Consider the following 13,155-nt stretch of genomic DNA (forward strand, 5'->3'; position numbering starts at 1 on the left):
CCTCTCATCTTCCATAAAGGTTCCACCCATGCTCAAATTAGTCGGCGTCAGCAAGCTGCATCAGTCAGGCGATATCCAGACCAAGGCCCTGGATCGCATCGACCTCGAAATCGAGGCGGGCGAATATGTGGCCATCACGGGCCCGTCGGGCTGCGGCAAATCGACCCTGCTGGGTCTGCTGGGCTTGCTCGATATTCCCAGCCAGGGCGAATACTGGTTCGAGGGCCAGAACGTGGCAGGGTGGAGCGAGGCGAAGCTCAATGTGCTGCGCCGCGGGCGCATCGGCTTCATTTTCCAGAGCTTTAACCTGATCGAGGAACTGAGCGTATTCGAGAACGTGGAGCTGGCGCTCGAATACAACGGCACGTCGGCGCGCGAACGGCGCCAGCGCGTGGCCGCCATGCTCGACAAGCTGGGCGTGGCCCACCGCGCGGGACACCGGCCGTCGCAGCTGTCCGGCGGCCAGCAGCAGCGCGTGGCGATCGCGCGCGCGCTGGTGGCCGGGCCGGCCGTCTTGCTGGCCGATGAACCGACGGGTAACCTCGATACAGCGCACGGCAATGAAGTCATGCGCCTGCTGCGCAGCATCAATGCGGAGGGCACGACGGTGGTGATGGTGACCCACTCGCCCGACCATGCGGCGCAGGCATCGCGCACCCTGCATTTGCTGGACGGCCGCATCGTGGTCGACGCCTTGCAAGCCGCATGAAGGCGGCCGATTTCCGCATCGGCTGGCGCCTGCTGGCGCAGCAGCGTGGCGCCTCGGCGGCCGTCATCCTGGGCCTGGCGGTGGGGTTCGCGGCCTGCTTTCTGCTGCTGGGCTTTGTCGGCTACAGCCTGGGCTACGATAGCCAGGTACCGCAGCGCGAGCGCGTGCAGCTGGTCAAGCAGCGCATCAATCTGTTCATCCGCCCCGAGTGGCAGAATTACGCCTATCTGTCGCTGCGCGACGTGGCGCAGCGCAGCGGTGCGGTGGAGATGGCGAGCATCGTCAGGCAACTGGCTTTGCCCGTGCAGCGCGGCGAGCGCCCGTATGCACTGAACGTGCAAGCGGTCGATGCGGATTTTGCCAGCCTGTTCGGCGTGACGGCGCTGCAGGGCGACTTGCGCTCCACGCTGGCGCAGCCCGATGCCGTGGCGCTGACGCAGACGGCGGCGCGCAAGCTGTTTGCCGACGCATCCGCGCTGGGCCAGTTGCTGCAGGTCGGCGGCGTCACGCTGCAGGTGCGCGCCATTCTGCCCGACCATCAGCGCAACACCACGGTGCCGTATGAAGTGCTGGTGGGTACGCTCAGCAGCGCCTGGCCGGCGGCGCAGCGCGAGGCCGCTTTTTCCGGCACGGGGCGCGGCGCCATTTACCTGCGGATGCGCCCCGGCGCAGACCCCGATGCGCTGGCGGCGCTGCTGCAGCGGGCCGTCAACGATTCGCCGCAAGACCGGCAGGTGCGCGGGGCCTCGATGGGGCGCGCGCTCGAGGGACGCAACGTCACCGACATCGCGCTGCTGCCGCTGGCGCAGGCTTACTTCGATGCGGACCTGTACAACAGCCGCGCGGCGGCGCGGCATGGGCAGCGCGCCAGCGTGGCGGGACTGGCCGTGCTGGCGCTGCTGATACTGGCCCTGGCCGTCATCAATTACGTCAACCTTGCCACCGTGCGCACCTTGCGCCGCCAACGGGAAATCGGCGTGCGCAAGCTGCTCGGCGCCAGTGCGGCGCGCCTGGTGCGGCAGTTCCTGGCCGAGTCGGTGCTGACGGCGCTGCTGGCGGCCGCCGCCGGCTTGCTGCTGGCCTGGCTGGCGCTGCCGCTCTTCGCCGAGCTGGTCCAGCGGCCGCTGGACGATATGTTCACTGCCTGGCGCTGCGCCGGCGCCTTGCTGTCCGGCGTGCTCACGGGCTTGTGCGCGGGCGCCTATCCCGCCTGGTGCGCGCTGCGCGTGCGGCCCGGTCCCGCGCTGGCTGGCCGCGGCAACAGCGAAACGGCGGCTGGCCTGTGGCTGCGCCGCGTGCTGACGGTATTGCAGTTCGGCGCCGCCATGGCGCTGTGCGCCGCGACCCTGGCCGTCGGCTGGCAAGCCTGGTATGGCAGCCATGCCTCGCCGGGCTTTGCGCCGGATGGCTTGCTGGTGCTGGACTTGCCGCCCGGGAGCGAGGACAGCCCGCAGGCGCGCGCCTTCGAAGAGGCGCTGGCGCGCCTGCCCGGCATCGCCGGCGTGGCAGGCATCCTGGAAGCGGTCGGGCGCGATGGCAGCAAGGTCGTCGGCAGCGTCAGGACGCGCGACGGGCGCGACGTGCGCCTCGAATACAAACCCATGACGCCGGGCTGGTTCGACCTGCACCGCATCGTGCCCCTGCACGGGCGATTGTTCGATGCGGCGCGGGACAGGGTCGGCAGCCAGGTGGTGGTGCTCAATGCGGCGGCGGCGCTGGCGCTGGGCTACCCCACGCCGCAGGCCGCCGTGGGGCAGGCGATGCCGGACGGGCAGGTGATCATTGGCATTGCGCCGCCGATCCGCTTCCAGGACATGCGCCAGGCGGCCCAGCCGATGCTGTTCGATTTGCGCCATGGCGGCACGCTGTCCTTGCGCAGCGCGGACGCCGTGGTAGCGGCCCATGCGCGCATCGAACCGCTGTGGCGGCGCTATTTTCCGGAGCGGATGCTGGAACTGCGTACGGCGCAAAGCCTGCTGACGGGGATGTATGCCGAAGATCTGCGCCTGGCGCGCATGCTCGGCCTGGCCAGCCTGATCGCCTTGCTGCTCGCCGCCTTCGGCATCTATGTGCTGTCGGCCTACAGCGTGCAGCGCCGCAGCCGTGAAATTGTGCTGCGCAAGTTGCATGGAGCCGGCCGCGCCGCCATCGCCCGCCTGGTGGGACGCGAGTTCATGCTGCTGCTTGCCGCCGGCGCCGTATTGGGCCTGCCGCTGGCGGCCTTGGGCATCGCGCGCTACCTGGCCGGCTTTGTCGAACGCGCGCCGCTGGGCGCCTGGCCCCTGGCGGCGGCATTGCTGCTGGCTATGCTGGTGGCCCTGCTGGCCACCGTGCGGCACACCTGGTCGGCCATGCGCATGGCACCGGCGCTGGCCTTGCGCGCTGACTGATACTTCAAGGGATAGCATGATGTCTGCACGAAATTTTCGCATCGGCTGGCGCTTGCTGGCGCAGCAACCGGCGTATTCCGCCGCCGCGCTGGGCGGGCTGGCGACGGGTTTTGCACTGTGCCTGTTGCTGCTTTGCCTGGTCCGCTATTCCTTCAGCTTCGATGCCGCCGTGCCGCAAGCCGAGCGCGTCTATGTGCTGAAGCACCGGCTCAACTTCATTCCGCAGCCGCAGTGGCTGGAATACACGCCATTTGCCCTGCGCGACGTGGCGCTGCGCAGCGGTTTCCCCTTGCAAGCGAGCGTGTTCTGGCCGCGCAAGGCGACCTTCGAGCAGGATGGCCGCCAGCAGGAACTCGAGATCACGGCCGTCGATCCCGCTTTTGCCGCCATCTTCCAGCCGCGCGTGCTGGCCGGCGACCTGTCGGCGGCGCTGAGCCGGCCCGATGGCCTGGCCGTGACGGAGTCGATGGCGCGCCGCCTGTTCGGCCACGCCGACGTGCTGGGGCGCGTGCTGGGGCGCGATATCGCGCTGGACCGGCAAAGCTTGCGTGTGCGCGCCGTGCTGGCCGATCCGCCGCTGGCCAGCACGGTGTCCTATGCGCTGCTGGCGGGCACGGGCAGCGTGCTGTGGCCGGCGCCCCAGCGCGACGCGGCGCTGGCCAACTGGATGGGCATCGCCGGCAAGATTTATGTCAAGACGGGAGCGGGCGTGAGCGCCGAAGCCTTGCGCGGCGCGCTGCAGACTGCCACTGACCAGGGACCATGGAACAGCCTCGTGCCGCCGCAGCAGCGCGCCGCGCTGGGCGAGCGCAAGCCCGTCGAGATCGCGCTGGGGCCCCTGCGCGACGCCTATTTCGACACCACGGTGGCCAACACCATCGGCAGCGGTCCGCGCGCCGACCGGCGGCTGGTGCTGGGACTGGGCGCCATCGGCCTGCTGATCCTGCTGCTGGCCGTGTCCAACTACATCAGCCTGGCGGCCGTGCGCACCTTGCAGCGCCAGCGTGAAATCGCCGTGCGGCGCGTGCTGGGCGCTTCCTCGGGGCAGTTGCTGGCCCAGTTCCTGGCCGAATCGCTGTTGCTGTCGCTGGGGGCCACGGTGCTGGGCGTGCTGCTGGCCTGGTTGCTGCTGCCCCTGTTCGCCGCGCTGGTGGCGCGGCCGCTGGACGATATCTTTGCACCGTTGCCGCTGGTGCTGTGCGTGCTGGCCGGCACGGCGGCGGGCGCCTATCCGGGCTGGCTGGCCTGCCGTGTCGACATGCGCCAGGCGCTGGCACAGCGCAGCGGCGACACCCGCGGCAGCGCCGGCCTGCGCCGCGTGCTGACGGTGTCGCAGCTGGCCCTGGCGATGGGCCTGGGCAGCGTGGCGCTGGCGGTAGCCTGGCAGACGCGCTATGCCAGCGAGGCTGGGCGCGGCTTCGATGCGGCGCCGCTGCTGGTGCTGGAATTGCCGAAGGGGCAGGATATGCGCCAGCCGGCCAGCGTGGCCTTCCGCGACGCCGTGCTGCGCGTGCCCGGCGTGGCGGCGGTGGCGGACAGCCGCGACGTGCCTGGCCGCGACGGGGTTGGCGGCACGCGTTCCAGCGATATCGTGCAGCGCGGCGACGGCGGCAGCATCTCGCTGGAGATCCGTGAAGTCAGCGCCAGCTTTTTCGACGCGTACGGGGTGGCCGCGCTGGCGGGACGCGCGTTCGATCCCGCCATCGAGCGTGCGCCGGAGGCGAGCACCATCGTCATCAACATGGCGGCCGTGCGCGCGCTGGGCATGGCCACGGCGCAGCAGGCGCCGGGACGCTGGCTCAATGGACAGGCCTTGCAGATCGTCGGCGTCGTGCCGGACATCCGCTGGCAAAGCTTGCGCGAGCCGCTGCTGCCCGTGATGTACCGACTCGACCCTGCCAATGCGATGCTGACCGTGCGCCTGGCGGCGGGCGCGGACGGCGCCAGCGTGACGGAAGCCGTCGCCCCTCTGTGGCAGCGCTATTTTCCGGGACAAGTGTATGCGCCCAAGCCGCTGACGGCATATGCCGCCAGCGCCTATGCCGACGATCGCCGCATGGCCAGCCTGCTGGCCTGGGCCAGCGCCGCCATCTTCGTGCTGGCGGCCTTTGGCGTGTATGTGCTGGTGGCGCACAATGTGCAGCGGCGCGCGCGCGAGATCGTGTTGCGCAAGCTGCATGGCGCCGGGCGCCTGGCAATCGGGACGCTGGTGGTGCGCGAGTTCCTGTGGCTGCTCGCCATCGCCGGCGTGGCGGCTTTGCCGCCGGCCGCGTTGGCGATCGCGCGCTACCTGGCGGCCTTCAGCGCGCATCCGCCCATCGGTGCCTGGCCCCTGGCGCTGGCGCTGCTGGCGGCCGCGTTCGTGGTGGCCCTGGCGACTGCGCGCCACACCTGGCTGGCCATGCGCATGGCGCCGGCGCAAGCCTTGCGCGATTGAGATGGGCTTGCCGCATGGCGTCAGCGTCGGACACTCCCAGCCGATGGGCGCCATGCCACAGCGACGCGTTACAATGGCGAGCGTGCGGATCGGCCAGCCGGCGAGGTGCGGCTGCCTATATGTATACGCATCAGTGTACTTCTGCGCCCTTTTCGTGCGATCAGGATGGGTCTGGCAACCGGCGCTTGACCTTGGCGGTAGACCGGTCTACCATTAATGACTCAAAAGTAAGTTACTTGGAAAGACACATGCAAGCCCCGATTGATACCAAGCCCCGCTGGGAGCGGCGCAAGGATGCCCGCCCGCAGGAATTGCTCGCCGCCGCCCTCGACCTGTTTGTCGAACGGGGCTTCGCATCGACGCGCCTGGAGGATGTGGCCAAGCGGGCCGGCGTGTCGAAAGGCACCCTGTACCTGTACTTTGAGAACAAGCAAGAGCTGTTCAAGGCCGTGGTGCGCGACAATATCGTGCATTCCATCGGCGAGGCGGAGGACAGCATGGCCGCCTCGGACAGCAGCAGCGCCGAGTTGTTGCGTAGCATGATGATGCAATGGTGGGAAGAATTCGGCGCCACCAAGCTGGCCGGTTTGACCAAGCTGATGCTGGCCGAAGCGAACAATTTCCCGGAACTGGCGCAGTTTTACAACGAAGAGGTGGTCACGCGCGGCAATGCGCTGATCGCCACCTTGCTGGAACGGGGCATGCAGCGCGGCGAATTCCGCCAGGTCGATCCCGTGCTGGTCAGCACCATCCTCAGCGCGCCCGTCACCATGCTGATGATGTGGACGCACTCCTTCCTGCCGTGCGAGGTCAAGAACATCGATCCCGTCGCCTACATGGATGCCTTTATCGACATGAGCTTGCGCAGCTTGCAGGTGGAGGCGCCCGGGAAAAGTTGATATGTAGAGCTTGCCTCTACCGTTCAGTTGCCCCTTTTCCAAGGTTCGCCCCCCCAAATCTGCAGATCGTCGCAAATTTCCTCCATTCCCCGCCTTTATGGTTAACATGTGCTTTCAGCCAGTTCAACGATAAAATGGCGGATTATTACTTCACTTACCGAGTCCAAAGATGAATATCGAACAAGCCCGCTTCAATATGATCGAACAGCAGATCCGTCCATGGGACGTACTGGATATCGACGTATTGGAGCTGTTGAACGTGGTCAAGCGTGAAGATTTCGTGCCGGCCGCCTATAAAAACCTGGCCTTCGTCGATACCGAAATTCCACTGGGCGGTGGCGAATGCATGTTGACGCCGAAGCTGGAAGCGCGCATTTTGCAAGACGTAGCCGTCAAGAAGCATGAAAATGTGCTGGAAATCGGCACCGGCAGCGGTTACATGGCCGCGTTGCTGGCGCACAAGGCACGTCATGTGACGAGCGTGGAAATCGTTCCCCAATTGAAAACCCTGGCCGAGCAGACCCTGGCCGCCAACGGCGTGACGAATGTCACCGTGGAACTGGGCGACGGCGCCCAGGGCTGGAGCAAGGGCGCACCGTATGATGTGATCGTCGTGTCCGGCGCCCTGGCCGTGTTGCCGGAAGCACTGTTGCAACAAGTGAAAGTCGGCGGCCGCATCCTGGCCATCATCGGCGAAGCGCCGATCATGTCGGCGCACCTGATCACGCGCAGCTCGGACAAGGCTTACGACACGCGCAAGCTGTTTGAAACCAATGTCACGCCGCTGCAAGCCGTGGCACCGTCGCATTTCCAGTTCTGAGGCGACCGATTCGATGGAGCATTTGAGTGCACCGCAGCTGGCCGCCTGGCTGGCTGACCCTTCCCGCCCGCGCCCCTTGTTGCTGGACGTGCGGGAACAGTGGGAGTTCGACCTGTGTCACCTCGACGGTGCCACCCTGATGCAGATGAATTCGATTCCTGCGCGCATCGATGACCTCGATGAAGACGCCGAAATCGTCTGCATCTGCCATCACGGCATGCGCAGCATGCAAGTGGCAGCCTTCCTGGAGCGCAATGGTTTTGGCAAGATCAGTAATTTGACGGGCGGCGTGCATGCCTGGGCGCTGCAAGTCGACAGCGCGATGCCTAAATACTAAGTTATTTTGCAGTAGATGCACCCAGGCATGTTTTCCTGCATGCCTGCGGAGGCCTGTACCCCGCTCACCCGGCGGGCGCAAGGCAAGCGGTAGCAGATTTTTGATTCCATCAACTTTTGACGACTCCAACGGAGAAATGCAATGCGGAAACCCCTTATCGCCGTGCTGATGACCAGCGCCTTTGTCTCGATGACATACTCGCTGCAAGCGCAGGCGGCCGATCTCATCCAGGTGTACCAGCAGGCGCTGGCCAATGACGCGCAGTACGCCAGCGCGCGCGCGGCCCTGTCGGCCGGGATGGAGCGGGTTCCGCAGGGATTGGCAGGCTTGCTGCCGCAAATCTCCGCGTCTGGCAGCAATACGCGTGGCAATCAGGAACAGATCGCCCAGAACAATGGCGGCAACAAGATCACCTCGCCGTCCGTGAATGTGCGCACGAATGCCTACAATTTGACACTGGCGCAACCGCTGTTCCGCTGGGATCGCTGGGAAACCTATCAGCAAAGCAAGCTGGCGCAGGCGATTGCCGAAGCGCAATTTGCACAAGTGCAGCAAGACCTGATCACCCGCGTGGCGCAGGCGTATTTCGATGTGCTGAGCGCGCAGGACAACCTGGGCGCCACGCAGGCGCAAAAGGTCGCCACGACGGAGCAACTGGCATCGGCCAAGCGCAACTTCGAAGTCGGCACGCAAACGATTACCGATACGCACGAAGCGCAAGCGGCTTACGACCTGGTGGTGGCGCAGGAATTTGCCGCCATCAATGACCTGGCCAACAAGCGCAGCGCCTTGCAAACCATCATCGGCGAAGCGCCGACCACCCTGGCGCCGATGCGCACGGGCGTCGTCATCAGCGCGCCCGAACCGGCTGCCGTCGAGCCGTGGGTGTCGTCCGCGGAAGAGCAGAACTACGGCGTCGTCACGGCCCAGTTCAATGTGGAATCGGCCAAGCGCGACATCGGCCGCAACCGCGCCGGCCACTACCCGACCGTGGACCTGATCGCCAACGCTGGCCATACCTATTCTTCGGGTGGCGGCAATGGCAACGGCAATAACAATAATGCCATCGGCGTGCAGTGGAGCATTCCGATCTTCAGCGGCTTTGCCGTCACCAGCAAGGTGCGCGAATCGATCGCGCTGGAAAACAAGGCCCGCAACGACCTGGAAACGGCACGTCGCACGGCCTCGCAAGGCGCGCGTCAGGCTTTCCTGGGCGTCAATAGCGGCCTGGCGCAAGTCAAGGCGCTGGAAGCGGCGGAAGTGTCGAGCAAATCGGCGCTGGAGTCGAACCAGCTCGGCTATCAAGTAGGCGTGCGCATCAATATCGACGTGTTGAATGCGCAGAAACAATTGTTCTCGACGCAGAAAGACCTGTCGAAAGCCCGCTACGACACCATCATGAACGGCTTGCGCCTGAAGGCGGCGGCCGGCACCCTGAAGGAAACGGATTTGATGCCCGTCAATGCCTTGCTGGACAAGTAAGCGCGATCTTGCTTTGAATGAAAACCAGCCCCGGCGACGGCGCTGGTTTTTTTTCGTCTTGCGGTGTTATCACACGGCGCGGCTGTTGGCCACTTGCGTCAGGATCACGCCCGCCACCACCAGCCCCGCACCGGCCCAGTGCAGCGGAGAAATATGCTTCACGGCAAAGCCCAGAAAGCCGTAGCGGTCGATGGCCAGTGCGGCCAGCATTTGCCCGCCGATGACGGCCGCCATGAAGGGGCCGGACCCCATGCGCGGCGCCAGCATCAGCGCGGCGGTAATATAGAACACGCCGGCCGCGCCGCCCAGCCAGGACCAGCCCGGCCCGCGCATGGCGAGCTGGACATCGGGCGCCGGCACCCGCCAGAGCAGCATCACGAGCGACGCGAGCACGGCGCTGACGGCCAGCGAGGCGAGGGTGGCCCACAGCGGGTGGCCCAGGTTGCGGCCCAGCGCGGCATTCGCGCCCGCCTGGAAGGGAACGACGGCGCCGGCCAGCATGGCCAGCGGGGCAAATACGGTGATCCATCCATACATGTGCGACTCCATCTTTGTTGAGTTGATGCGATCATCGTATTATGCTGTCATGATTAAATCCAATTCGTAGTTTGTCATCCAACTATGCATGAAATGAATAATCTACGCGCCGTCGATTTGAACTTGCTGGTGATCCTGGATGCGCTGCTCAGCGAGCGCCATTTGTCGCGCGCGGCCGAACGGTTACATATGAGCCAGCCTGCCGTCAGCCATGCGCTGGCCCGCTTGCGCCACTTGCTCGGCGACCCGCTGCTATTGCGCGGCAAGGGCGGCTTCCAGCCGACGGCGCGCGCACTGGAATTGGCGCGGCCCTTGGCCGAAGCCCTGCAAAGCGTGCGTTCCGTGCTGGGCGGCGCCGTCTTCGAGGCGGCCACGGCGCAGCGCGTGTTTCGCCTGGCCATGTCGGATTACGGCGCGGCCTTGCTCTTGCCTGCTTTGCTGCGGCGTTTGCGCGCGGACGCGCCCGGCATCGACCTGGCTGTCAGCTACGCCAGCCGTCCGGCCGTGATCGCTGGCGTGCAGGATGGCGAGATCGACCTGGCGCTTGGTGTATTCCCGCAACTGCCCGAGCAGTTACACAGAGAAACTTTATTTGAGGAAACGTTCGCGTGCGCGCTCGATCCGGCCAGCCTGGCGGCCGGTGAAATGCTGAGTTTGGACACCTATCTGGCGCGTCCCCATGTGCTGGTGGCGTCCAGCGAGGGCGGCATGGCGGCCGAAGTCGACGCGGCCCTGGCCCAGCTGGGACAGACGCGCCGCATCGCCGTGCGCGTGCCGTACTGGACGGTCGCTCCGGATGTTGTGAGGGGGACGGACTTGGTCCTGACGGTGGCGCGGCGCGCCTTGCAGGGCAGCGCGGCGCAAGGGCTGGCACAGTACGCTGTGCCGTTTGCCATCGCGCCGTTTGCGTTTGAAGTGATACGGCACCGCCGCACGGACGGCGATGCAGGCATCGCCTGGCTGCGCGCGGCCATTGCACAGGCCGCCGAGCCAGGCTGAGGTATTACAGGCCGCCGCCCTGGCCGTCGAACTTGCGCTCGATCAATTCGATCTTGTAGCCGTCCGGGTCGGTGATGAAGGCGATGACCGTGTTGCCGCCTTTCACGGGGCCCGGTTCGCGCGTGACGTTGCCGCCATTCGCGCGTGCCGCGTCGCAAGCGGCGACGATGTCGTCGGCCGAGATGGCGATGTGGCCATACGCCGTGCCCAGCTCGTAGCTGGTGGTGCCATAGTTATACGTCAGTTCCAGTTCCGCATGGTCGGGATTCGATCCATAGCCGACGAAGGCCAGCGTGTACTGGTATTCCGGGTTGTCGCTGGTGCGCAGCAATTTCATGCCCAGGACCTTGGTGTAAAAATCGATGGAGCGCTGCAGGTCGCCGACCCGTAACATGGTGTGCAAAATACGCATCGTAAATCCTTGAGGGTGATAGGGGAATGGCAGGATTTTATGCGTTTTACGGCTTTCTTGCCGAGGCCGCCCCTGCCGTCCGGTGAGGGGACGGCAGCGGACGGCATGCCGGCATTACTCCAGATGGGCGTCCAGGGTGATTTCCGTGGCCAGCAATTTGGACACGGGGCAGCCGAGCTTGGCGCGCAGGGCCGCGTCCTGGAACGCTTCGTCGGTGGCGCCGGGGATGGTGGCCACGAGGGTCAGGTGCACGGCCGTGATGGCATAGCTGCCATCGATTTTTTCCAGGCTGACGTCGGCCGTGGTTTTCAGGGCCGTGGCGCGCAAGCCCGCCTCGCCCAGCTGGCCGGACAGGGCCATGGTGAAGCAGGCCGCATGGGCGGCGCCAATGAGTTCTTCCGGATTGCTGCCGGGACCGTCTTCGAAGCGTGTGTTGAAGCCATAGGCTACGTTGTCGAGCGCGCCGCTTTGGGTGGAAATAAACCCTTTGCCATCTTTAAGGCCGCCACTCCAGACGGCTGATCCTGTTTTTTTCATGATGTACTCCTTGCGTGGTTCGAGCGTCCATCATGCGCGCCGGGGCTTGCCGCTTCCGTTCGTTGCGTCACACTGTGGGAGCATGCGCGGCCCATGACGGTTCGACTCAGCGCGCCTTCTTTGGTTCCAGTTCTGCGTCGGGGCGCGCCTGTTTCGGTTCGGCCGGCTTGACCTTTTCCACGCCGGGTTGGGCATGCCGGTCCGTATCCACCAGGCCTTGCTCCAGGTCGCTGGCTGCCTGCTGCATGATCTTGCGCGGGCGCGCGTTTTGCGCATCGGGCGACTCGTCGCGCTCGTGCGGCAGGCGGTCGACGCCGTCATTGCTGACTTTTTCATCGGTATTGATCTTGCGCTCGCTTGGCTGGGTAGCCATATGGCCTCCTGACAGTAAAAATGATGTGCCATCAGTGTCCTGCCGCGCCGTGCTGCCCGCAAGCGGATTTGTCAGGGCAGGGAGCGCTGGCGCACGCATGGACGATTCTTTTTCTGCGCTACACTGCGTGCAACACCAAGAACGCCCCTTGCAGGCACGCGGCAGCCGCACTATACTGTGCATATATACAGTATTATGCGATGCCGGCGTGCGATGCGACAGCCTGGGGCGGTTTGCCACCGAATTCACTACCGAGACTCTTATGCCCGTCGATACACACGCCGAACAGCCAGCCGCGACCTTGCCAGCCCCGGGCGAGCGCTTCAACCTGGGCGCCAAGACCATCGCCCTGGTCGTGCGCCAGAATACGGATGGCATTGCCGAGCCCGTGAAAAGCATCGTCGATTTCCTGCAAGTGCTGGGCCACACGGTGGTGTTTGAGGCGGAGACGGCCGCGCACCTGAACCTGGCGTTTCCCGGCGTGCGCGCCATGTCGCCGGCCGAGATCGGCGCCGCCGCCGATTGCGCCATCGTCATGGGCGGCGACGGCACCATGCTGGGCATTGCGCGCCAGCTGGCGCCATTCGACGTACCTTTGATCGGTATCAATCAGGGGCGTTTGGGTTTCATGACGGATATTCCGCTCGAGCGCATGCTGCCCGTGCTGGCGCAAATTCTCGGCGGCCGCTTCAAGGCCGAACGCCGTACCTTGCTCGAAGGCAGCGTGCTGCGTGACGGCGTGTCGATACACGTGGGCATGGCCGTCAACGATGTCGTCGTCTCGCGCGGCGGCGGCGCCGGCATGGCCGAATTGCGCGTCGAGGTCGATGGCCACTTCATGTACAACCAGCGCTCGGATGGCTTGATCATTTCCACGCCCACGGGCTCGACCGCGTACTCGCTGTCGGCCGGCGGCCCCTTGCTGCATCCGACCCTGGGCGGCATCGTGCTCGTGCCGATCGCCCCGCATGCGCTGTCGAACCGTCCCATCGTCCTGCCCGACTCCAGCCAGATCGTCGTGGAAATCGTGCGCGGGCGCGATATCAGCGTCAATTTCGATATGCAGACCTTTGCCAGCCTGGTGCAGCAAGACCGCATCCTCATCCGCCGTTCGCCACATGCGATTACCTTCCTGCATCCGGAAGGGTGGAGTTACTACAACACCCTGCGTGAAAAATTGCACTGGAATGAGTACCCGTCGGGCGAGGGTAAGCTCAGCTAAC

13 protein-coding genes are annotated in these 13,155 nt (G+C 65.4%); 9 read left to right on the top strand and 4 right to left on the bottom strand.

Annotated features, from left to right (window positions below; genetic code table 11):
• Window positions 1-28 precede the first annotated feature (28 nt).
• The 7 genes from OX459_RS00300 to OX459_RS00330 all read left to right on the top strand — a co-directional run bounded on the left by OX459_RS00300 (window position 29) and on the right by OX459_RS00330 (window position 9,074).
• Entirely contained in the window at window positions 29-709 is a 681-nt protein-coding gene (locus tag OX459_RS00300) for an ABC transporter ATP-binding protein (protein ID WP_289903273.1), read from the top strand.
• The gene (locus tag OX459_RS00305; protein WP_289903274.1) at window positions 706-3,099 is read left to right on the top strand and encodes an ABC transporter permease; all 2,394 of its coding nucleotides are present in this window, start codon (window positions 706-708) and stop codon (window positions 3,097-3,099) included. The genes OX459_RS00300 and OX459_RS00305 overlap by 4 nt, the downstream gene beginning before the upstream one ends.
• 16 nt (window positions 3,100-3,115) lie before the next feature.
• Window positions 3,116-5,536, top strand: a complete 2,421-nt coding sequence (locus OX459_RS00310) for an ABC transporter permease (protein ID WP_289903275.1) — start codon at window positions 3,116-3,118, stop codon at window positions 5,534-5,536.
• 248 nt (window positions 5,537-5,784) lie between these two features.
• Window positions 5,785-6,435, top strand: coding sequence for a TetR/AcrR family transcriptional regulator (locus OX459_RS00315; protein WP_077408726.1), 651 nt, complete (start codon window positions 5,785-5,787; stop codon window positions 6,433-6,435).
• A gap of 169 nt (window positions 6,436-6,604) precedes the next feature.
• The gene (locus OX459_RS00320) at window positions 6,605-7,255 is read left to right on the top strand and encodes a protein-L-isoaspartate O-methyltransferase (protein ID WP_034788761.1); all 651 of its coding nucleotides are present in this window, start codon (window positions 6,605-6,607) and stop codon (window positions 7,253-7,255) included.
• Between the two features lie 13 nt (window positions 7,256-7,268).
• On the top strand, window positions 7,269-7,592 hold the full coding sequence (locus tag OX459_RS00325) for a rhodanese-like domain-containing protein (protein ID WP_034745954.1): 324 nt from the start codon (window positions 7,269-7,271) through the stop codon (window positions 7,590-7,592).
• 141 nt (window positions 7,593-7,733) lie between these two features.
• A complete protein-coding gene (locus OX459_RS00330) occupies window positions 7,734-9,074 on the top strand; it encodes a TolC family outer membrane protein (RefSeq protein ID WP_099666320.1) in 1,341 nt (446 codons plus the stop codon).
• 69 nt (window positions 9,075-9,143) lie between these two features.
• Here the strand turns inward: OX459_RS00330 and OX459_RS00335 are convergent, their stop codons facing one another.
• Window positions 9,144-9,611 (bottom strand): DMT family transporter, encoded by a 468-nt coding sequence (locus tag OX459_RS00335; RefSeq protein ID WP_289903279.1) that lies wholly within the window; start codon window positions 9,609-9,611, stop codon window positions 9,144-9,146.
• A gap of 93 nt (window positions 9,612-9,704) precedes the next feature.
• On the opposite strand from OX459_RS00335, the gene OX459_RS00340 reads away from it, so the two are divergent.
• Window positions 9,705-10,610 (top strand): LysR substrate-binding domain-containing protein, encoded by a 906-nt coding sequence (locus OX459_RS00340; RefSeq protein ID WP_289903280.1) that lies wholly within the window; start codon window positions 9,705-9,707, stop codon window positions 10,608-10,610.
• 4 nt (window positions 10,611-10,614) lie between these two features.
• Here OX459_RS00340 and gloA read toward each other — a convergent pair whose 3' ends face one another.
• The 3 genes from gloA to OX459_RS00355 form a co-directional block, all read right to left on the bottom strand.
• Window positions 10,615-11,022, bottom strand: coding sequence for a lactoylglutathione lyase (gene gloA, locus OX459_RS00345; protein WP_010401713.1), 408 nt, complete (start codon window positions 11,020-11,022; stop codon window positions 10,615-10,617).
• Between the two features lie 114 nt (window positions 11,023-11,136).
• Entirely contained in the window at window positions 11,137-11,559 is a 423-nt protein-coding gene (locus tag OX459_RS00350; protein WP_035828320.1) for an OsmC family protein, read from the bottom strand.
• A gap of 106 nt (window positions 11,560-11,665) precedes the next feature.
• Window positions 11,666-11,932 (bottom strand): hypothetical protein, encoded by a 267-nt coding sequence (locus OX459_RS00355; protein ID WP_289903281.1) that lies wholly within the window; start codon window positions 11,930-11,932, stop codon window positions 11,666-11,668.
• A gap of 262 nt (window positions 11,933-12,194) precedes the next feature.
• Between OX459_RS00355 and OX459_RS00360 the strand changes: the two genes are divergently transcribed.
• Window positions 12,195-13,154, top strand: a complete 960-nt coding sequence (locus OX459_RS00360; RefSeq protein WP_289903282.1) for an NAD kinase — start codon at window positions 12,195-12,197, stop codon at window positions 13,152-13,154.
• The last annotated feature ends 1 nt before the right edge of the window (window position 13,155 follow it).

The organism is Janthinobacterium sp. SUN026 (assembly GCF_030397625.1).
GTDB classification, from domain to species: Bacteria; Pseudomonadota; Gammaproteobacteria; order Burkholderiales; family Burkholderiaceae_D; genus Janthinobacterium; species Janthinobacterium kumbetense.